This is a genomic window from Sphingobium bisphenolivorans, assembly GCF_000412635.1.
In the GTDB taxonomy this organism is placed as follows: domain Bacteria; phylum Pseudomonadota; class Alphaproteobacteria; order Sphingomonadales; family Sphingomonadaceae; genus Sphingobium; species Sphingobium bisphenolivorans.
Map to the genome: position 1 here is coordinate 78,350 of NZ_ASTG01000017.1, position 18,256 is coordinate 96,605.

Sequence of the window (18,256 nt, forward strand, 5' to 3'; positions counted from 1 at the left end):
CCCGTCAAAACGGCTTCACGATCACCGCAATCACGATCACCGCTGCGGCGATGCCGGGCACTTCGTTCACCAGGCGCAGCTGCTTTTCGCTCAAGGGCCGCTGCCCCTTGGCGAGCTTCTTCACATAGCCGGCGATCCAGCCATGATAGGCGGAAAGCCCCAGCACGAAGAGCAGCTTCAGGTGGAACCAGCCGAAATGCCAGGCGCCGATCTCCACCATCAGCATGAGGCCGAAAATCCAGACGAGGATGATCGAGGGGTTGAGGATGATCTTCAGCAGCCGCTTTTCGCGGTCGATCCATTTGGCGTCTTCATCCGATCCGACAGCGCATTGCTGGTGGTAGACGAAGAAGCGCGGCATCATGAAGAGGCCCGCCATCAGAAAGATGACGAAGATGACATGCGCGGCTTTGACCCACAAATAGGCTGCTCCCAGATAGGCCATCAGGCACCCTCCCGCTGCCGGACATAACGCGTCAGCGCCTCGACATGGGCAATGGGCGTGTCAGGCAAAATGCCATGACCAAGGTTGAAGATGTGCGGACGCCCGGCGAAGGCCGAACGGATATTATCGACCGCCTGCTCGACTGCTTCTCCCCCGGCGATCAGCGCCAGCGGATCGAGATTGCCCTGAACCGGCAGGCCCTGCGGCAGCACCCCGTTCGCCCAATGCGGATCGATCGTCTCGTCGACGCCGACCGCGTCCACGGCGGTGCCGACCGCATAATCGACCAGCTTCGCGCCCGCGCCCTTGGGAAAGCCGATCACGGGGACGTCGGGATGGACTGTCTTCAGCTTCTCGACGATATGGCGGTTGGGCTGAACCACCCAGCGATCGAACTGGAGCGGTGAGAGGCTGCCGGCCCAGCTGTCGAACAGCTGCACCGCCTCCACCCCCGCATCGATCTGGCCGCAGAGATAGGTGACCGTCGCCTCCACGATCGCGTCGATGATCGCGCCGAAGCGCTCCGGCTGCTGATAGGCGAGCCGTCGGGCGGGTTCCTGATTCTTGCTGCCCTGCCCCGCGACCATATAGGTGGCGATGGTCCAGGGACTGCCTGCAAAGCCGAGGAAGGTCACGGCGGGGTCCATGGCTTCCTTCACCCGCCGTACCGTCTCATAGACCGCCTCATAGCGGCTGAAATCGGGTTTGAGCGCCGAGAGGTCGGTTTCTGCCAGCGTGGGCGCCAGCCGCGGGCCCTCTCCCGCCTCGAACCACAGATCCTGCCCCATGGCATAGGGCACGATCAATATGTCGGAAAAGAGGATCGCGCCGTCGAACCCGAAGCGGCGCAGCGGTTGCAACGTCACCTCCGCCGCTGCCGGGCTGTCATAAACCAGTTCCAGGAAACCGCCCTTCTTCGCCCGCAATGCGCGATATTCGGGGAGGTATCGCCCCGCCTGCCGCATGAGCCACATGGGCGGGACGTCAAGGCACTCACCCTTCAGCACGGAAAGCAACGGCTTGGCGGTCCGGCCGTTCGAACGGCCTGCATCTGGTCCCGTCATATACTCTCTTATTATTAGATTCTAAGAAGGTGGTGGAGGTAGTTGGGCGCTTGGCAGCGGGGTTTATGCGCTATGCCCGGCTTTGCCAACAGCTTGACTCTTTCGGGCTACCCATACCGGTCCGATTCCGTCCCCTTATCCACATTACCCACAGCTTGTGGATGGAAATTCGCTTCTGTTGGGGAGCTGTGGACAAGATTCCGGGACCGGAGGAGGAAGATTCAGGTGGGGATTTCTCCCCAGTCCATCTCTTGATTTATCCACAGGCCTTCCACAGAGATATGCTGCATGTCCCGTATCCACCTTCATCTGCTCTCGGATTCCACCGGCGAAACGCTGGAGAATATCGCCAAAGCGGCGATAGGCGCGTTCGAGAATGTGGAGGCGGTGCGGCATTTCTGGCCGATGGTGCGGTCCGATGTCCATCTCGACCGCATCATGGAGGAAATCGCCGCCAATCCCGGCCTAGTGCTCTTCACCCTCTCCAACCACCAGTTGCGCCGCCGGCTGGAGACACGCTGCCGCGCGCTCGGCTTGCCCCATGTCGCGGCGCTCGATAGCGTAACCGATGCCCTGTCCAACATATTGGGGCAGGAAACGCGCAACAGGCCGGGTCGCAAGCATATCCTCGATGAAGCCTATTTCGCGCGGATCGAGGCAATTCAATATACGATCGCCCATGACGATGGCGTTGGCCACGACAATTGGGAAGAGGCGGATATCGTCCTGGCCGGCGTGTCACGCGCGTCCAAGACGCCGACCTCCATCTACCTCGCCAATCGCGGATACAAGACGGCCAATATCCCGCTGGTGATCCAGTCGCCGCCGCCGCGCAGCCTGTTTTCGCTGAAGCATCCAATGGTTGTCGGCCTGACCGTCAGTCCCGAGCGGCTGGTGCAGATCCGCCGCAACCGTCTGCTGTCACTGAACCAGGCGCCGGAAACTGCCTATGTCGACATCGACAGGGTGCAGGAGGAACTGGCATTCGCCAGGCGCATGTTCGCCGACAATGGCTGGCCTGTGATCGACATGACACGGCGCTCCATCGAGGAAGCGGCGGCGGCCATCATCAACCTCTTCAACGACCGCGTGCTGGCGGAAGGAGCCTGAAGACATGATCGTTCTGGCATCGCAAAGTGCGAGCCGCCGGGCGCTTCTGAGCGCGGCGCAGGTTCCGTTCGAGGCTCTGTCACCCGGCGTCGATGAGGAGGCAGCCAAAGAGGCGCTGCGTGCCGATGGCCTCGACGCGCGGCAGCTGGCAGACGCATTGGCTGAGCTCAAGGCATTGCGCGTGTCGCGGCGCGTACCGGGCGGGCTCGTCCTTGGCTGCGACCAGACGTTGAGCCTGGACGATGGCAGCATGATCGACAAGGCAGCCGATCGCGCGGATGCCGAACGGATATTAAAGCTGCTGTCGGGCCGGGTGCATCATTTGCACAGCGCCGCAGTCATCGCGCTCAACGGCGAGCCGATCTGGCGCCATATCGAGCGGGTGAGGATGACTGTCCGACCGCTGTCGGATAGTTTCATTGCTAACTATCTTGATCAAGAGTGGGAGGAATGCCGGTGGTGCGTCGGCTGCTACCGGATCGAGGGACCGGGCGTGCAGCTGTTCGCGAAGGTGGAGGGCAGCCAGTTTGCAATTCAGGGCTTGCCTCTGCTGCCGCTGCTTGACTTTCTGCGCGTGCGGGGCGTTTTGGCGCAATGACCGACAAGCTCCCCTATGCAGAAGTGATTGGCGATCCGATCGCGCACAGCAAATCGCCGCTGATCCATAATTTCTGGCTCGACTGCCTGGGGATCGAAGCGGAATATCACAAGACGCATGTGACGGCGGAGGGGCTTGCCGCCTATTTCCTGGCGCGCCGGGCCGATCCCGACTGGCTGGGCTGCAACGTCACCATTCCGCACAAGATCGCCGTCATGGACTTTACCGACGATCCGGGTGGCGTGCGGGAGCGGATTGGCGCAATGAACACGATCGCCAGCGAGACGGGTGGACCGCTGATCGGCACCAACACCGACGCGGGGGGCTTTCTTCAGCCGTTGCTGCGCGACAAGTGGAAGGGTGAGAGCGCGGTGCTGGTCGGTGCAGGCGGCGCGGCGCGGGCGATTCTGTTCGCGCTGACGAGCCTGGGGGTGGCGGACATCAGCATCATGGCGCGCGATCGGTCCAAGGGTCAGGGGCTTCTGGACCGGGCCGGGGTCGAGGGGAGGGTGATCGGGATGAACGACGCGCTTCCTGCAGCCGACCTGCTGGTCAACACCAGTTCGCTTGGCATGGTGGGGCAGCCCGTGCTCGATATTGACCTCTCCCATTTGGCAGACAGCGCCACTGTCTACGACATCGTCTATTCGCCGCTGGAGACGAACCTGCTCCGGGCAGCCCGGGCGCGCGGCCTCAAGACGCTCGATGGGCTGGAGATGCTGATCGGACAGGCCGCGTTGGCATTCGACATTTTCTTCGATGCCGAGGCACCGCGCGACCGCGATGAAGAGTTGCGCACTCTGCTGCTGGCAGCCTGATTCCATGAAGATATACGGCTTAACCGGCTCCATCGGCATGGGGAAATCGGCGGTCGCGAAGATGCTGCGCCGCGAAGGCGTGCCGGTGTTCGACGCGGATGCGGAGGTGCACCGGCTGCAAGGGCCGGGAGGTCGGCTGCTGCCGGCGATCGAGGCGCGTTTTCCCGGCACGACAGGTGCGAAGGGCGTTGATCGGGTCAAGCTGGGCGCGGCGGTATTTGGCCATCCCGAGGAGTTGAAGGCGCTGGAGACGATCGTCCATCCGGCGGTCAACCATGTGCGCAAGAAATTCCTGCGGCGACACCGAGCCCGCGCCTTTGTCGTCCTGGACATACCGCTGCTGTTCGAGAAGCATGGCCATCGCAAGGTCGCTGGAGTCATCGTCGTGACCGCGCCCGCCTGGAAACAGCGTCTCCGGGTCTTGGCGCGCCCCGGCATGACATCGGCAAAATTTCGCAGAATCATTCACTTGCAGACGCCTGATGCTGAAAAACGGCGTCGGGCTGACTATATCATCAACACAGGCACCACCTTCGCCTCGACCCGTTCCCAGGTGCGCCGTCTGGTCGCTTGCCTTGGGGCGAAGAGAGGCCGATAAAGACGGGTGCGGCAGAGTCGGTTCAAGAGGGCAATGCGCGAGATTATCTTTGACACCGAAACGACCGGCTTCGATCCAGTCTCGGGCGATCGCCTGGTGGAAATCGGATGCATCGAACTCGTCAACCGGGTGCCTACCGGCCGCACCTTCCACGCCTATTATAATCCCCAGCGGACCATGCCGTCAGCGGCAGAGGCGATTCACGGGCTTTCCGACATATTCCTGAAGGACAAGCCGCTCTTCTCGGCCGGGGTGCAGGAGCTGCTCGCCTTCCTGGAGGACAGCCATCTTGTCGCCCATAATGCGCGGTTCGACTTCGGCTTCCTCAATCATGAGCTGAAGCTGTGCGGCCTGGGCGAAATTTCGATCGACCGGATGATCGATACTGTCGCGATCGCACGGCAATTGCACCCCGGCGCCAAGCACAGCCTGGATGCGCTCTGCACCCGATACGGCATCGACCGCAGCCATCGCATCAAGCATGGCGCGTTGCTCGACGCCGAACTTCTCGCCCAGCTTTATATCGAACTGACCGGCGGCCGTCAGATCGGCCTTGGTCTTGCACAGGAGGTGGAGAAAGACATTATTCGGGTGGAACTTGCGGCCGAAATCGCGGTTCGCCCTGTTCGTCCCGCGCGCGTTTTCCAAGCGAGCGCGGAGGAGTTGGTGCGGCACGCCGCGTTCATCGCAACGCTGGAAAAGCCGCTCTGGCTCGAAGGGGCTTGAGGCGGCCTATCGGGTTCACCGCCTTCATGCTCCATGCCAGCCGGTCGGCTCGTCCCGGCTGACCGGCAAGAATAAGGAGAAGGCATATGGATATTCGTGTTTCTGGGCATCAGGTCGATACGGGCGATGCGCTCAAGCAGCATGTTTCGACCCGGCTCGAAGCCATGGCCGAGAAATATTTTTCCCGCACGCTTTCCGCCCAGGTGACGTTCCGCCCTGCGCCCCATGGGGCCTTCCATTGCGATATCGTCTGCCATGTCATGACCGGCCTGATCCTGAAGGGGGCGGGCGAGGCGCATGAGGCGCATCCCGCCTTCGAGCAGGCCGCTGACCGGATCGAAAAGCAGCTTCGCCGTTATCTGCGGCGCCTGAAGGACCGCAGCGCACAGGCAGCCGCCGCCGAAGCGCACCGCGCCAATGGCTATGAGATCGATGGCGTGGACGGAGCGGGCTACACAATTTTCGCTTCGGCAGCCGATGAGGAGGAACCGGCCGAAGCGCCCCTGATCGTCGCGGAAACACGCGTCGATATCCCTGAGGCCAGCGTATCCGACGCGGTCATGATGCTCGACCTGCGCAACACCAATGCGCTGTTGTTCGTGAATGCGGGCACCGCCAGCTATAACATGGTTTATCGCCGCCACGACGGCACAATCGGCTGGGTGGAGCCGCGCGCCTCCTAGAATGCACCGGCCCCGGCGCCGGCGGTTGACCTTCGTCGGCTGCCGGCCTATGGGGCCGGGCTTTATATGTTCCCGAGCAACGCGCAATCGATCGAAGCTGGGCGCGCCTCGGCTGTTCCGGGTTGGTCATGGTTCACTTCAACGATATCGTCGCGCCGGATGCGCTTGCCACGGCCCTGACGGTGAACGGCAAGAAGCCGCTGTTCCAGAAAATCGCGGCGCTTGCGGCCAAGGCATATGATCTGGACGCCCGCGTCGTTGCAGAGGCGCTGATGGAACGGGAAAAGCTCGGATCCACCGGTTTTGGCGGCGGCGTCGCCATTCCCCATGCGAAGATTCCCTCGCTCGGCAAGATGTGCGCCGTGGTCGTGTTGCTTGACCCGGCGATGCCGTTCGACGCCGTTGACGAGGCCCCGGTCAATATCGTTTTCGCATTGCTGTCGCCTGTCGATAGCGGAGCGGAGCATCTGAAGACCCTGGCGCGGGTTTCCCGCTATCTGCGCGATGAGGGGCAGGTCACCCGATTGCGCGGCGTCAAGTCGGATGCGGCTCTGCACGCCCTGCTGGCGGGTGGCGAGGCACGTGACGCTGCCTGAGCCGGGTGCCTCGCCCAGTGGGGAGGCGGCGCATTTCCGCGCGCTGGAGAGCCTTTATCGATCGGCACCGATCAATCGCCTGTTCCGGTCGGAACTGACGATCCCGGAGGCAGGACATTCCGTCATCAGCTTCGACGCGGACGAGACGCAGTTTCATGCGGCCGGAGCGGTGCATGGCACCGTCTATTTCAAGATGCTCGATGATGCGGCCTTCTACGCCGCCAACAGCCTGGTGAGCGACCGATTCCTGCTGACGACCGCCTTCAATGTGCTCTTCACCCGGCCGATCACTCCCGGCCGGCTTCGGGCCGAAGGGCGCTGGATCAACGGCAAGCGCCGGGTGTATGTGGCCGAGGCGAGCCTGATCGACGCAGATGGGGAGGAGGTCGGGCGTGGAACTGGCACCTTCATGCGGTCGCAATTCCCCTTATCTTCTCTGCCGGGCTATGGTGACTGAACGGCTGACCAGCGCGATGCTGGTCGGCGCGTTGTTACGCCGCAGCGCAGCAGAAGGCGGATTTGCCGCCATATTGATGAAGGGCGATGAGACGAGCGGCGTCATCATCATCCAAGCTCTTGAAAAGGGGATAGAAAAGGGATTGCTGGAGCGGATTCCGGACCTTTCAGGAGGGTACCGAATCACTCGTTGCGGTCCCGCACCGGATGAAGGGTCCGACAAGGCAGCCCAATATATTGAGCGTCGACGCCGATCAGACCCCGATCTGTGGGTTATCGAACTCGATATCGCGGATGCGGAACGGTTCGCCGCTGAAACAATCTGCTGATCGTTGACTCCCTTCGTCCGGGCAGGCACAGGCCCCCCACGCTTCAGTGCGCAGGTTGCCGGCTTCGTCCATGGGGGGCGGATGCGGTAAACACGCAGACGGGGGGCGGCCGGACGTCGGTGTATCAAGGGGTTTGTGACGTCCCCGGCCAAGAACCGCACGATTTTGAGTTGTAATGAGTCTCCGTTTGAAGGCTGCCATCGTGGCGGCATTTACTCTGTCCGCCACTGCGGCGGTCACCGCAGCCGATAGATCGAGCGCCAGCGAGGCAGCTCCATCGGTTATATCCCTCACCGGGATCTCGGAGCGGAATGCTGCTCCGTCGGCAGGCACCAAGCCCGCCGTTATTTTCGCCGCGCCGCGTGAAATCGCGCAGCCGCTGGCCCCCCTTGCCGATAGCGCCGACGTGAAGGCCGATAACCTCGCCGCCCTGGTGAACGCGCAGGGCGCGGCCGAGGATGTGGCTGGTGACATGAAGTGCCTGGCCGGTGCGGTTTACTTCGAATCCAAGGGCGAGAGCCTGGAAGGCCAGTTGGCTGTCGCCCGCGTCATCATCAACCGGGCCAAGTCGGGCCGCTTCGCCAGCAGCCTGTGCGGTGTGGTCTATCAGCGCGGCCAGTTCAGCTTCGTGCGCGGCAACAGCATGCCTATGATCCCCATGGCCAGCGAGAGCTGGCGGGAAGCGGTCGCCATCGCCCAGATCGCGATGGAAGACGGCTGGAACAGCCAGGCCGAGGGCGCGCTCTTTTTCCACGCCCGCCGGGTTTCGCCGGGCTGGGGCAAGCGCCAGTTGGCGGCGATCGACAATCACATCTTCTATCGCTGAGCCGATCCCGCCACATATTGTCGGTGAATGAGATAGCCGGTTGGGACTCCCCCAATCGGCTCTTTTCTTTTGTTCCCTTCCTGTTCTAGAAGCCGGACATGATGTCCGCCCCTTCCGACAGCTGTTCACCTCTTAGCGACGGCACGGCGCTGGCCGTGGCCCGCGGCACGCTGCGCCTGTTTTTTCGGCACGACATGAGCGGGATATTGGAAGTGCCGCTGCCCAATGGCCGCCGCGCCGACATCATGGCGTTGGATGGGGCAGGCCGGATCACCATCGTCGAGATCAAGTGCAGCCGCAACGATCTGCTGGGTGACATGAAATGGCCCGACTATTTCGATTATTGCGACCGCTATTTCTGGGCGGTTCCGTCAGGCTTCGACCTGTCGCTGTTCGATAGCGAGGCGTTGTGGCCTGCCCGGACCGGCCTGATCGTCGCCGATCAATATGATGCGGAGCTTGTCCGCCCCGCTCCGGTGGAGCCGCTGGCTGCCGCCCGGCGCAAGGCGGAGACGCTGCGTTTCGCCCGCCGTGCCGCCCGCCGCCTGACGGCGATCGCGGATCCGGATCACGCGGCGGAACTGGGTTGGTGACACCCGGCCCGCCGGGCGGCGGCGGTCAGAAGGTCGGACCCTGCACCGGACCTTTCGGCGCGGCCGAGCTCTTGGCAGCGCTCAGTGCCTCGATCATGCCCGGTGTCCGGCTATCGCGCTCGGCATAGTCGCGCGCCGACATGCCGGCGATCGTATCGCGCTTGTCGGCATTGGCGCCCTGCGCCACGAGCAGGCGCACAAGGCCGACGTCGCGGAGCTGGACCGCCCGGATCAACGGAGTTTCGCCGCTGCCATTGGCCTTGTCGATCTGCGCCTTGTAGCTGAGCAGCGTGCGCACCCCATCCTCGAAGCGCAATTGCACCGCGTTCATGAGCGGCGTGTTGCCCGCATTGTCGGCGAGATTGGGGTTCGCGCCCTTCGCGAGCAGGAAGCTGAGCCACGTACTGTCCCGCCGCGCCACCACCAGATGAAGCGCATTTTGCCCGGTGGTCACGTCGCGGCTGTTGATAACGGTGGAGCCCGGCTTCTGGATCAGGTCGGTGACCTTCTGCCCGTCGGCGTCCTTCACCGCCTTCAGGAAATTATAATTGTCCGAAAACTGCGCCTGTGCGCCCAGTGGCGACAGCAGCGCCAGCGCCACAGCGGCCGCCCGGCCCAAGCCATTCCAGCCTTTAATCCGTCCTGTCATCTGTCTGTCAGCCCCGTTGGCATTTGCATATCCGGCCATAGCAAGGCATGGCTGGCCACGCCATGAACAAAGCGCTTGCATCCCTCATCCTGCCGCTCATCCTTCTGACCGCAGCCTGCAACAAGGGCGAGGGCAATGCGGCCGGCGAGGCGGAAAGCACGCAGGGCGATCTCCACGGCGCGCGGATCGGGGCGCCCTTCACCCTGAAGGACCAGGACGGCAGGAAGCGCCGCTGGGACGACTTCAAGGGCAGCTATAGGCTGGTCTATTTCGGCTACAGCTACTGCCCCGACGTCTGCCCGGTCGATCTGCAACGTATCATGCAGGGCTTTGGCAAGTTCGAGAAGGACAGCCCGGCGCTGGCGAAGAAGGTCCAGCCCATCTTCATCAGCCTCGATCCGGACCGGGATACGCCGACGGTGCTGAAAAGCTACGTCGCCGCGTTCCATCCCCGCCTGGTCGGCCTGACCGGTACGCCGGACGAGATCGCGAAGGTGGCGAAGGATTTCGTCGTCATCTATAATAAGGAGAAGGCGGAGGGAGCGAGCGGCTATCTGGTCAGCCACAGCCGCACGCCTTATCTGTTTGGTCCGGATGGAGCGCCGGTCGCGCTGGTGCCGGTGGACGATCCGGGGACCGCGAACGAGGATGAGGGGGCGCCCGACAAGGTGACCGCCTTCCTCGAAAAATGGGTGAAGTGACGGTTGAACTTCTGGGAAAAGCCCCTCGACAAGCTGGACCGCGCGGAGTGGGAAGCGCTGTGCGACGGTTGCGGCAAATGCTGCCTGCACAAGGCCGAGGATGAAGATACCGGGCGGATCTACCCCACCAATGTGGCCTGCCGCCTGCTCGACCGGCATAGCGGCCAGTGCACCAATTATCGCGAGCGGCGCCGTTTCGTGCCCGATTGCGTCCGCCTGACCCCGCAGAAGGTGAAGACGATCGGCTGGCTGCCGCGCACCTGCGCCTACCGGCTGCGGGGCGAGGGGCTGCCCCTGCCGGAATGGCACTATCTGATCTCCGGCGACCGGGAGGCGGTGCATCGCGCGCAGGAATCGGTGCGGGGCTGGACCGTGGCGGAGGCCGACGCGGGGGACTGGGAAAATCATCTTGTCGACCGCGAGCTCTGACGCCGTCCTTCTGATCGACGGCGTCGCGGTGCCGGTGAGAGTGCGCAGATCGCCGCGGGCGCGCAGCTACCGCCTCTCGCTGGACCATGCGCGCGGTGAGCTGCGGCTGTCGCTGCCGACGCGGGCGAACCTGAAGCGGGCGCTCGGCTGGGCGCAGGAACATGAGGGCTGGGTCCGCAGCCAGATGGCGGTGCGGCCCGCGCAGATCCTGCTCAGCGACGGCGCCGTCTTCCCGCTGGAGGGGCGCGACGTGCGCATCTGCTGGGTTGCCGATGCGTCACGGACGATCCGGCTGGAGGGCGACCGGCTGCTGCTGGGCGGCGCGGCGGAATCGGCGGGGCCACGGGTCCTGCGCTGGCTCAAGGCGCGGGCGCGGGCGGTGCTGGAGACCGAGAGCCACGCGATGGCGCTGGATCATGGGCTGATCGTCGCGTCGGTCGGCATCGGTGATCCGCGCAGCCGCTGGGCGAGCTGCGCCTCCAGCGGCGCCATCCGCTACAGCTGGCGGCTGATCCTCTGCCCTCCGGAGGTTCGCCGCGCGACAGTGGCGCATGAACTGGCGCATTTGCTGCACATGGATCACAGCCCGGCCTTCCACGCCGCCCACGCGCGCATATTGGGGGAAGACCCCCGGCCCGCGCGCGCTTGGCTGCGGGCACATGGATCAGCGCTGCACCGCTACACCGCCTGAGCGTTCAGGCCGGGCAGAGATGCGCTTCGTCGCGCCGATGGGGCAGGCCGCAGGCCTTGCACAGCCGGTGCTCGCCGGTTTTCAGGCCATGGCCGACGGCGACGCGCTCATCGAACACATAGCATTCGCCCTGCCAGCGGCTTTCCGTCTCAGGCACTTCCTCCAGATAGCGCAGGATGCCGCCGCGCAGATGATAGACTTCGTCAAAGCCGCGTGAGCGCACCAGCGCCGTCGATTTCTCGCAGCGGATGCCGCCGGTGCAGAACATCGCGATGCGGGGTTTACGGCCTTCGTCGCGCAATGTCTGGGCGAAGTCGTCGAACCAGTCGGGAAAATCCCGGAAAGAGCGCGTGCCCGGATCGAGGGCGCCTTCGAAGCTGCCGACGGAAACCTCATAGGCGTTGCGCGTGTCGATGATCACCGTGTCCGGATCGGCGATCAGGGCATTCCATTGCTGCGGATCGAGATGGGTGCCAGCCTGGTTCGCGGGGTCGAGATCGCCGGCGCCGAGCGTCACGATCTCCGGTTTTACCTTGACCTTCATGCGCCCGAACGGCGCCTCTGCCGCGCTCGCATATTTGACGTCGAGATCGGCGCAGCCGGGCAGCGCGCGGATATGCCCCACCAGGGTCGCAATCGCGTCCTCGCTGCCCGCCACGGTGCCGTTGATCCCTTCGCGCGCGAGGATCAACGTGCCGCATGTGCCCAAACCGGCACAAAGGGTGCGTAGCTCCTGCGCGATCGCTTCCGGATCGGCGAAGGCAGCGAAGCGGTAGAGGGCGGCGATGGTGAAGTCCGACGACATGCAGCGCCCATAGCCGCTTCCAAGCCCTCTTGAAAGCCGGCGCCCAAGAGGCCATAGCGCTGCCATGGTTCCCCTTTCGTTCGCAGGTCACGAGTTTCTCGCGCTCTCCGAAGCCGCGCTCTTCTGGCCGGCCCGGGCGGCGCTGCTGGTGGCGGACCTGCATTTCGAGAAGGCGAGCTGGTTCGCCCGCTTCGGCCAATTTCTGCCCCCCCACGACAGCGAAGCGACGCTCGACATGATCGAGATGCTGGTCGAGCGAACGGGTGCGCAGGCAGTATGGTCGCTGGGCGACAGCTTTCATGACGCGGGCGGTGCGGCGCGGCTGGACCGGCGCGCGCGCGAAAGGCTGACCGCGCTCACGGCCCGGCTCGACTGGACGTGGATCACGGGCAATCATGACGTCGGCATGGTGGCGACGCCGGGCGGCTGGCGGTGCGCGGAAAAGCTGGTGGACGGCATCTGGCTGCGGCATGAGGCTGATCCGCATGATCCGAGTCCGGAAATCTCCGGTCACTTCCATCCCAAGCTGCGCCTCTCCTTGCGCGGCCGCCATGTGTCGCGGCGCTGCTTCGTCGGGTCGCCCACGAAGCTGATCCTGCCGGCGCTGGGTTCTCTCACCGGCGGGCTGGACGCCGGCCATGACGAAATCCGCCGAGTCATGGGTCCGGGCGCCGCGGCGCTGGTCCCTGTGGCCGACCGGTTGTTACGCTTCCCGCTCCGCTAAGGATGCAGTAGCGGAAACCGGAAGTTAAGTTGTTGCTGTCATGCAACAGCATATGAGAATCCTATCGTCGCAGACCGTTAAATGTCGGAAAAGTCAGGGCATCCTTGCCATCGTTATTCGGTACCAGCATTATCCACAGCAGATAGGGAGACGCGGCAACAAGCCGCGCGGATGAAGAGAGGGAGCAGCATAATGAAAAACAAGAGCCTTTGGCTGATTTCTGCCGGTGCCATTGCATTGGGCAGCAGCGTTCCGGTCGCATGGGCGCAGGACAGTGGTGCGTCTCCGGAAGGAGACAATGTCAACATCATCGTCACGGCGACGCGCCGAGCCAGTCCGCTGTCGGACGTTCCGATCGCCGTATCGGCGGTGACCGCGCAGGCGATGCAGAATAGCGGCGCGACCGACATTCGGGCGCTGAACCAGTTGGCCCCCTCGCTGCTGCTGTCATCCACCGGCACGGAGGCCAACGCGTCGGCCCGTATCCGCGGCATCGGCACGGTCGGCGACAATCCCGGCCTCGAAAGTTCGGTCGCGGTGTTCATCGACGGCGTCTATCGCTCGCGCACCGGCGCCGGCCTCAATGAACTGGGGGAGATCGAGCGGGTCGAGGTGCTGCGCGGGCCGCAGGGGACGCTGTTCGGCCGCAACGCTTCGGCGGGCCTGATCAACATCATCAGCAAGGCCCCGGAGTTCAAACTCGCCGGCAAGGCGGAGGTCACCTACGGCAATTACGACTATTGGCGGCTGGCCGGGCGGATCACCGGGCCTGTGACCGACAGCCTGGCGCTCAGCCTGGACGGGGTCTGGTCGAAGCGGGACGGCTTCTACGATCTGGTCGGTACGGCTGGCAACAAGGTCGGCGAGACGAACGATCGCGACCGTTATTTCCTGCGCGGGCAGGCTTTGTTCGAGCCGAACGACGCGCTCTCTGTCCGGCTGATCGGCGACTACACCAATCGCGACGAAAGCTGCTGCGGCGCCGCCTATATCGAGACGCGGGAACGTCGCCCGGTTGCGGGCGGCGGGTACAGCACCGCGCCTTTCAATCGCATCGCAGCGATCCTGGCGGGACAAGGCAGCATTTTCGCGGCGGACCCTTATGATCGCGAGCTGCACATCACTGCGGGCCGTGAATATGTCAGCAAGCTTAAGGATTGGGGCCTGTCGGGCGAGGTGAACTATGATCTGGGCGGCACCAAGCTGACCAGCATCACCGCCTATCGCGACTATAAGAGCCAGGATTATGGCGATTATGATTATAGTGGCGCCGACCTGCTCTATCGCGATCCCAACACTTATCGCCAGTTCAAGACCTTCACTCAGGAATTGCGGGCGCAAGGGTCGGCCTTCAACGATGTGCTCGACTGGCTGGTGGGCGGCTATTACGCGCATGAGAAGCTGACGCTGGAAGATAATATCCGCTTCGGAGCGGATTATGGCCGGTTTGCGGCGTGTCGCCTGATGGCGGGTGCAGGGGTCAACAGCAACCTGACCGCTGCTCAACTGGCAGCCTGTGGCAGCGGCCTTGCCACCGGCGCGCTGATTACCGGCACTCAGGCACAGCTCAATGCCGCGCTGGCGCCGGCCTTGGGCGCAACCGCGGCAGGCGCCTTGTCGACGGGCCTTGGCAATGGGCTCCGCGCTCTGGCCGCGATCCCGACCGGCGCTGGCGACGTGGCATCCCTCTATCGGCAGAAGAGTGAGAACTGGGCGCTCTTCACCCACAATATCATTCACATCACCAAGCAGCTCGATCTCACTCTGGGGCTGCGTTACACGCATGAGCGCAAGCGTTTCTCGGCTGATCTGAACAATAACAATGCGACCTGCGCGGCCTTGCAGGCGCGCAATCCGGGAGCTCTCAACGACCTTTTCGAGATCGCGACCACGCCGGCGCTGGGTGCGGCCTCAACCCTGGCGGGTGGTATCCTGACGCTCGGCTGTCTGGGCAATGCCTCGACCAGCCTGAACGCGCTGGACCTCAATGACCGGATCAGCGGCGGCGAATTTTCGGGCACGGCCGTCCTGTCATGGAAGCCGATCGAGGAACTGCTGGCCTATGGCAGCTATTCAAAGGGCTATAAGGCCGGCGGCTACAATCTCGACCGCTTCCAGCTTGGTTCGACCGGCACAAATCTCGTGCCGGCGGTATTCGCTCCGCGCGGCAATGCGGACGTGACCAGCCTGCGCTTCGCCGCTGAAAAGGTCGACGCTTTCGAGATCGGCCTGAAATACACTCAGCCCAAATGGAGCGCGAACATCGCTGCCTTCCGGCAGGAGTTCAAGAACTTCCAGCTGAACACCTTCAACGGCACGAGTTTCGTCGTTCAGAATATCAACGGCTGCGACAGCGCGTTGACGCCGGGCACGATCGCGGCGGGCGGCGGACGGTGCGACAGCGATGATGTCGGTCCGGGCCTGATCAGCCAGGGCGTGGAGCTGGAACTGTCGGCCAGCCCCGTGCGCAACGTCCGGGTCAGCGGCGGCCTGACCTATGCGAAGGCGAAGTTCGCCAACCGGCTGGTCGGCAGCAGCAATGGTTCCGTACCGCTCGACCCGGCGCTGTTCCTGCTGCCCGGCGCGATCAACTCGCAGGCGCCCGAAGTCGTCACGACTGTCAGCGCCGCCTGGACGCCGGAGATCGGCTCCAGCGGCCTCTCGGCGCTCTTCTACATCGACGGACGGATGAGCAGCGACTTCAACACCGGGTCCGACCTGTTCCCGGAAAAGGAGCAGGACGGATACGCCGTGTTCAACGCCCGTGTCGGCATTCGCGGGCCGGAGCAGCGCTGGGCCGTCGAGTTCTGGGGGCAGAATATCTTCAACCAGGATTATACCCAGGTGGCCTTCAGCAGCCCGCTTCAGTCGAGCAGCCCCGCCACCTCCACGACCGGCCAGTTCGCGCAAGGCGCTCCTTTCGCGAACCAGCTGATCTCGGCCTATCTGGCCGAGCCGCGCACATACGGCATCACCCTGCGCGGGAGTTTCTGATCATTCCCCTGCCGCTCGCCGGAGTCGGGCGGGCGGCAGCGGGGCGTTCTCCAAAGAGGGCGGTGCCGACGCGAATGTCGGTGGCGCCCAACATGATGGCGGTTTCGAAATCGCCCGACATGCCCATCGACAGCCGGTCCAGCCCCTCCTCGCGCGCGACCTTGGCCATCAGCGCGAAAAAGGGCGCCGGCTCGACCTCTGCGGGCGGCACGCACATCAGGCCGAGCAGCGGAATGTCGGCATCGCGCGCGGCGCGGATGAGGGAAGGAACCTCAGCGATGGGGCATCCGCCCTTTTGCGCCTCCGCACCGATATTCACCTGAAGGAAGCAGGGCACACGCCGGTCGGCCGCGTCCATCGCTTTTGCCAGCGCGGGCAGCAGCGAAGGGCGGTCGAGCGAGTGGATGACGTCGAACAGCGCGACCGCCTCGGCCGCCTTGTTGGATTGCAGCTGTCCGACGAGATGAAGCGTCAGGTCGGGAAATTCCTCTCGCAAGGCGGGCCATTTTTCCTGCGTTTCCTGCACTCTGTTCTCACCGAAACCGCGCTGGCCCGCCTCGATCAGCGGTCGAATGGCGTCGGCCGCCTTGGTCTTGGAAACGGCGATCAGGTTGATGTCATCGGCAGTCCGCTCCGTCAGGCGCGCGGATCGGCCCATGGCATCGCGCACGGCCCCGAGGCGATTTGCAGCTTCGATAGTGTCGGTCGTCATGGCGGCTGCTATAGGCGAGGGCCATGGACCGCCGCCACCGCAAAAAACTGCCTGCCGTCTGGCTTATGACGGATGAGCGGGTGGACGACGCCCTCTTGCTCGCGGCGGCGAGCCGGCTGCCAAAGGGCCGGGCGGGCATCATCTTTCGCCATTATCGCACCGAAGGGCCGGATCGGCACAGATTATTCGCGCGGCTGAAAAGCATTGCGTTGCGCCGCAGGCTTACCCTGATGCTCGGCGGTTCGGCGCGGCAGGCGGCCGCGTGGCGTGCCGATGGCTGGCATGGACGCGACTGCCGGCGGGCGCGGCGACCGCTGCTTCATAGTGCGCCTGCCCATGACGGGAGGGAAATGGAGGCGGCGAGGCGGGCGGGCGCCGACTTCCTCCTTCTGTCGCCGCTGTTCCCGACACGCTCTCATCCCGGAGGCCGTTCGCTTGGCCGGGCAAGATTCGGCCTGTTGTCGCGGCAGGCGCGCCGGCCGGTCATCGCGCTGGGAGGGGTGCGCGCTGAGCACCGCCGGATGCTCAAAGCGCTGGGCGCTGCGGGCTGGGCGGGGATCGACGGGCTGGGCGGACGCGTCTGAACGGTCAAGGGCGAGCGAGCGTCGCCCACCTCTATTATGCCGGTCAGGTGGGAGTGGCTATGACGCCGGATCCATCGGCAGGCTCAGGGCAGGCCTGAGCCGATCCCGCGCCAAGTTCGGGGGGAGGGAAAGAGAGCCTTAACGCAGACCCGTCCTCATAAGGCGATCACGCTCAGCGGATCAGAATTTGAAGATGGTGCCGAGATAGACGGCCTGGCTGTCCTGCCGGTCGTCGGTCATCGGCGTCAGCCGTCCTGCGAAGCTGTTATTGTAGCGCACGCCCGCCGTCACGTTCAGGTTGCGCGTCAGCGAATAGGAACTCGCCAGATCCAGCGAATAATCCTTGTCCGCATTGGGCGTCCGGATCGCCTGACCAGGCTCGCGACGGCTTTCGATCACCACCTTGGTGCTGAAACGATCCTTGCGCGCATCCGCCAGCGAGAAATTGCGCGTGGCAGCGATCGGTTCGGCCGGAACCGGGTCCAGCTCCTTGCGGCCCACCGCTTCGGGCAGCGCGAACTTGCGCCAGTTGTGCGCATTGTTCAGGCTGAAGGCGACAGGCGCGATGCTCACCGGATCAATCGTGCGCGTCACGGCCACGCGATCGTTCAGATCAGCCGCGCGTACCATGACCGTGACCGACCGCTGGCCGCTCATCGAACCGCTGGTGGGCGTAAAGCGGAAATTCTGGCGGCTCGCCGACAGGGCGATCTTCGCATAAGCGGCGGCGAGGCGCGGATCCTTCGTCGTCGGCGTGAAGGAGGAGATGCTGCCCAAGGCGCCGAGCGATACGGGCACCTCCGCCCGCATGCGCACCAGATCGGTCGCTGCACCAAGAGCCGGAGACAGCATGAAGCCGGCCACGGCGATCGCCGAGCCTGCCAATGCCAACTGTCCCCTCTTCAGGCGCATGATCCGAGTCTCTTCCCCACCGACTTTTTCTTGAGTCTTTTTTATACGCATGAAGCGGGCCGATTGGTAGAGCGCGGCAAGCTTTTTGTCTGAGCTGTTGCACGGAACACACAGAAGCGGCGTGGGCAGCCTTCGCAGGATGAGGCGCGCCGCTGCGGTCCCCCTTGCCGATTGGCGCGGGTCCACTATAGAAGCGGGGCGTTTTCCTGAAGA

At 64.1% G+C, this 18,256-nt stretch carries 23 protein-coding genes; 17 read left to right on the plus strand and 6 right to left on the minus strand.

The annotated features are described in order from the left end of the window. Positions 1-4 precede the first annotated feature (4 nt). Both L858_RS0113140 and hemE read right to left on the minus strand, forming a co-directional pair. On the minus strand, positions 5-445 hold the full coding sequence (locus L858_RS0113140; protein ID WP_022683614.1) for a CopD family protein: 441 nt from the start codon (positions 443-445) through the stop codon (positions 5-7). Continuing rightward, positions 445-1,509 (minus strand): uroporphyrinogen decarboxylase, encoded by a 1,065-nt coding sequence (gene hemE, locus L858_RS0113145; protein WP_022683615.1) that lies wholly within the window; start codon positions 1,507-1,509, stop codon positions 445-447. The genes L858_RS0113140 and hemE overlap by 1 nt, the downstream gene beginning before the upstream one ends. 288 nt (positions 1,510-1,797) lie before the next feature. On the opposite strand from hemE, the gene L858_RS0113150 reads away from it, so the two are divergent. The 11 genes from L858_RS0113150 to L858_RS0113200 all read left to right on the plus strand — a co-directional run bounded on the left by L858_RS0113150 (position 1,798) and on the right by L858_RS0113200 (position 8,842). Continuing rightward, positions 1,798-2,619 (plus strand): pyruvate, water dikinase regulatory protein, encoded by an 822-nt coding sequence (locus tag L858_RS0113150; RefSeq protein ID WP_022683616.1) that lies wholly within the window; start codon positions 1,798-1,800, stop codon positions 2,617-2,619. 4 nt (positions 2,620-2,623) lie between these two features. Further along, positions 2,624-3,217 carry a Maf family protein gene (locus tag L858_RS0113155; protein ID WP_022683617.1) on the plus strand — a complete coding sequence of 198 codons (594 nt, stop codon included), beginning with the start codon at positions 2,624-2,626 and terminating at the stop codon, positions 3,215-3,217. Beyond that, positions 3,214-4,035, plus strand: coding sequence for a shikimate dehydrogenase (gene aroE, locus L858_RS0113160; RefSeq protein ID WP_022683618.1), 822 nt, complete (start codon positions 3,214-3,216; stop codon positions 4,033-4,035). Before L858_RS0113155 ends, aroE begins: the two co-directional genes overlap by 4 nt. Before the next feature lie 4 nt (positions 4,036-4,039). Beyond that, positions 4,040-4,633 carry a dephospho-CoA kinase gene (gene coaE / locus L858_RS0113165; RefSeq protein ID WP_022683619.1) on the plus strand — a complete coding sequence of 198 codons (594 nt, stop codon included), beginning with the start codon at positions 4,040-4,042 and terminating at the stop codon, positions 4,631-4,633. 33 nt (positions 4,634-4,666) lie between these two features. Next, positions 4,667-5,359 (plus strand): DNA polymerase III subunit epsilon, encoded by a 693-nt coding sequence (gene dnaQ / locus L858_RS0113170; RefSeq protein ID WP_022683620.1) that lies wholly within the window; start codon positions 4,667-4,669, stop codon positions 5,357-5,359. Positions 5,360-5,445: 86 nt separating this feature from the next. Beyond that, positions 5,446-6,042, plus strand: coding sequence for a ribosome hibernation-promoting factor, HPF/YfiA family (gene hpf / locus L858_RS0113175; RefSeq protein WP_022683621.1), 597 nt, complete (start codon positions 5,446-5,448; stop codon positions 6,040-6,042). 128 nt (positions 6,043-6,170) lie between these two features. Further along, the gene (locus L858_RS0113180) at positions 6,171-6,638 is read left to right on the plus strand and encodes a PTS sugar transporter subunit IIA (protein WP_022683622.1); all 468 of its coding nucleotides are present in this window, start codon (positions 6,171-6,173) and stop codon (positions 6,636-6,638) included. Further along, a complete protein-coding gene (locus tag L858_RS0113185) occupies positions 6,586-7,095 on the plus strand; it encodes a PaaI family thioesterase (protein WP_022683623.1) in 510 nt (169 codons plus the stop codon). Before L858_RS0113180 ends, L858_RS0113185 begins: the two co-directional genes overlap by 53 nt. 16 nt (positions 7,096-7,111) lie before the next feature. Continuing rightward, a complete protein-coding gene (locus L858_RS0113190; RefSeq protein WP_152639827.1) occupies positions 7,112-7,423 on the plus strand; it encodes a DUF1491 family protein in 312 nt (103 codons plus the stop codon). A gap of 175 nt (positions 7,424-7,598) precedes the next feature. Then, a complete protein-coding gene (locus L858_RS0113195) occupies positions 7,599-8,249 on the plus strand; it encodes a cell wall hydrolase (RefSeq protein ID WP_028056105.1) in 651 nt (216 codons plus the stop codon). A 98-nt stretch (positions 8,250-8,347) separates the two neighbouring features. Continuing rightward, on the plus strand, positions 8,348-8,842 hold the full coding sequence (locus L858_RS0113200; RefSeq protein ID WP_022683626.1) for an MmcB family DNA repair protein: 495 nt from the start codon (positions 8,348-8,350) through the stop codon (positions 8,840-8,842). 25 nt (positions 8,843-8,867) lie between these two features. On the opposite strand, the gene L858_RS0113205 is transcribed toward L858_RS0113200, so the two are convergent. Then, entirely contained in the window at positions 8,868-9,491 is a 624-nt protein-coding gene (locus tag L858_RS0113205; RefSeq protein ID WP_028056106.1) for an ankyrin repeat domain-containing protein, read from the minus strand. Positions 9,492-9,538: 47 nt separating this feature from the next. Here L858_RS0113205 and L858_RS0113210 point away from each other — a divergent pair, with 47 nt between their 5' ends. Genes L858_RS0113210 through L858_RS0113220 form a run of 3 tightly spaced genes read left to right on the plus strand, consistent with a single transcriptional unit; the run spans position 9,539 to position 11,312 of the window. Next, positions 9,539-10,192, plus strand: coding sequence for an SCO family protein (locus L858_RS0113210; protein ID WP_028056107.1), 654 nt, complete (start codon positions 9,539-9,541; stop codon positions 10,190-10,192). Between the two features lie 3 nt (positions 10,193-10,195). Beyond that, positions 10,196-10,621, plus strand: coding sequence for a YcgN family cysteine cluster protein (locus L858_RS0113215; protein ID WP_022683629.1), 426 nt, complete (start codon positions 10,196-10,198; stop codon positions 10,619-10,621). Further along, entirely contained in the window at positions 10,602-11,312 is a 711-nt protein-coding gene (locus L858_RS0113220; RefSeq protein ID WP_022683630.1) for a M48 family metallopeptidase, read from the plus strand. Before L858_RS0113215 ends, L858_RS0113220 begins: the two co-directional genes overlap by 20 nt. A 4-nt stretch (positions 11,313-11,316) precedes the next feature. Here L858_RS0113220 and trhO read toward each other — a convergent pair whose 3' ends face one another. Next, positions 11,317-12,117 (minus strand): oxygen-dependent tRNA uridine(34) hydroxylase TrhO, encoded by an 801-nt coding sequence (gene trhO / locus L858_RS20150; RefSeq protein WP_022683631.1) that lies wholly within the window; start codon positions 12,115-12,117, stop codon positions 11,317-11,319. A 64-nt stretch (positions 12,118-12,181) separates the two neighbouring features. Here trhO and pdeM point away from each other — a divergent pair, with 64 nt between their 5' ends. Continuing rightward, the gene (gene pdeM / locus L858_RS0113230) at positions 12,182-12,841 is read left to right on the plus strand and encodes a ligase-associated DNA damage response endonuclease PdeM (RefSeq protein WP_022683632.1); all 660 of its coding nucleotides are present in this window, start codon (positions 12,182-12,184) and stop codon (positions 12,839-12,841) included. A 192-nt stretch (positions 12,842-13,033) separates the two neighbouring features. Continuing rightward, entirely contained in the window at positions 13,034-15,835 is a 2,802-nt protein-coding gene (locus tag L858_RS0113235) for a TonB-dependent receptor (RefSeq protein WP_022683633.1), read from the plus strand. On the opposite strand, the gene L858_RS0113240 is transcribed toward L858_RS0113235, so the two are convergent. Then, on the minus strand, positions 15,813-16,547 hold the full coding sequence (locus tag L858_RS0113240) for a YggS family pyridoxal phosphate-dependent enzyme (protein WP_022683634.1): 735 nt from the start codon (positions 16,545-16,547) through the stop codon (positions 15,813-15,815). The genes L858_RS0113235 and L858_RS0113240 overlap by 23 nt on opposite strands. A gap of 23 nt (positions 16,548-16,570) precedes the next feature. Here L858_RS0113240 and L858_RS0113245 point away from each other — a divergent pair, with 23 nt between their 5' ends. Continuing rightward, the gene (locus tag L858_RS0113245) at positions 16,571-17,131 is read left to right on the plus strand and encodes a thiamine phosphate synthase (RefSeq protein WP_022683635.1); all 561 of its coding nucleotides are present in this window, start codon (positions 16,571-16,573) and stop codon (positions 17,129-17,131) included. Between the two features lie 180 nt (positions 17,132-17,311). On the opposite strand, the gene L858_RS0113250 is transcribed toward L858_RS0113245, so the two are convergent. After that, positions 17,312-18,043 (minus strand): hypothetical protein, encoded by a 732-nt coding sequence (locus L858_RS0113250; RefSeq protein WP_022683636.1) that lies wholly within the window; start codon positions 18,041-18,043, stop codon positions 17,312-17,314. Positions 18,044-18,256: the final 213 nt, after the last annotated feature.

What these genes read in the sequence shown, in the direction of transcription:
- L858_RS0113205 (WP_028056106.1), bottom strand. Translation starts at nt 9,491, where the DNA reads ATGACAGGACGGATTAAAGGCTGGAATGGCTTGGGCCGGGCGGCCGCT.
- L858_RS0113185 (WP_022683623.1), top strand. Translation starts at nt 6,586, where the DNA reads ATGCGGCTCTGCACGCCCTGCTGGCGGGTGGCGAGGCACGTGACGCTG.
- L858_RS0113235 (WP_022683633.1), top strand. Translation starts at nt 13,034, where the DNA reads ATGAAAAACAAGAGCCTTTGGCTGATTTCTGCCGGTGCCATTGCATTG.
- hemE (WP_022683615.1), bottom strand. Translation starts at nt 1,509, where the DNA reads ATGACGGGACCAGATGCAGGCCGTTCGAACGGCCGGACCGCCAAGCCG.
- L858_RS0113180 (WP_022683622.1), top strand. Translation starts at nt 6,171, where the DNA reads ATGGTTCACTTCAACGATATCGTCGCGCCGGATGCGCTTGCCACGGCC.
- pdeM (WP_022683632.1), top strand. Translation starts at nt 12,182, where the DNA reads ATGGTTCCCCTTTCGTTCGCAGGTCACGAGTTTCTCGCGCTCTCCGAA.
- L858_RS0113195 (WP_028056105.1), top strand. Translation starts at nt 7,599, where the DNA reads ATGAGTCTCCGTTTGAAGGCTGCCATCGTGGCGGCATTTACTCTGTCC.
- L858_RS0113190 (WP_152639827.1), top strand. Translation starts at nt 7,112, where the DNA reads ATGCTGGTCGGCGCGTTGTTACGCCGCAGCGCAGCAGAAGGCGGATTT.
- L858_RS0113150 (WP_022683616.1), top strand. Translation starts at nt 1,798, where the DNA reads ATGTCCCGTATCCACCTTCATCTGCTCTCGGATTCCACCGGCGAAACG.
- L858_RS0113250 (WP_022683636.1), bottom strand. Translation starts at nt 18,043, where the DNA reads ATGCGCCTGAAGAGGGGACAGTTGGCATTGGCAGGCTCGGCGATCGCC.
- L858_RS0113245 (WP_022683635.1), top strand. Translation starts at nt 16,571, where the DNA reads ATGGACCGCCGCCACCGCAAAAAACTGCCTGCCGTCTGGCTTATGACG.
- aroE (WP_022683618.1), top strand. Translation starts at nt 3,214, where the DNA reads ATGACCGACAAGCTCCCCTATGCAGAAGTGATTGGCGATCCGATCGCG.
- L858_RS0113200 (WP_022683626.1), top strand. Translation starts at nt 8,348, where the DNA reads ATGATGTCCGCCCCTTCCGACAGCTGTTCACCTCTTAGCGACGGCACG.
- dnaQ (WP_022683620.1), top strand. Translation starts at nt 4,667, where the DNA reads ATGCGCGAGATTATCTTTGACACCGAAACGACCGGCTTCGATCCAGTC.
- trhO (WP_022683631.1), bottom strand. Translation starts at nt 12,117, where the DNA reads ATGTCGTCGGACTTCACCATCGCCGCCCTCTACCGCTTCGCTGCCTTC.
- L858_RS0113140 (WP_022683614.1), bottom strand. Translation starts at nt 445, where the DNA reads ATGGCCTATCTGGGAGCAGCCTATTTGTGGGTCAAAGCCGCGCATGTC.
- coaE (WP_022683619.1), top strand. Translation starts at nt 4,040, where the DNA reads ATGAAGATATACGGCTTAACCGGCTCCATCGGCATGGGGAAATCGGCG.
- L858_RS0113155 (WP_022683617.1), top strand. Translation starts at nt 2,624, where the DNA reads ATGATCGTTCTGGCATCGCAAAGTGCGAGCCGCCGGGCGCTTCTGAGC.
- L858_RS0113240 (WP_022683634.1), bottom strand. Translation starts at nt 16,547, where the DNA reads ATGACGACCGACACTATCGAAGCTGCAAATCGCCTCGGGGCCGTGCGC.
- hpf (WP_022683621.1), top strand. Translation starts at nt 5,446, where the DNA reads ATGGATATTCGTGTTTCTGGGCATCAGGTCGATACGGGCGATGCGCTC.
- L858_RS0113210 (WP_028056107.1), top strand. Translation starts at nt 9,539, where the DNA reads ATGGCTGGCCACGCCATGAACAAAGCGCTTGCATCCCTCATCCTGCCG.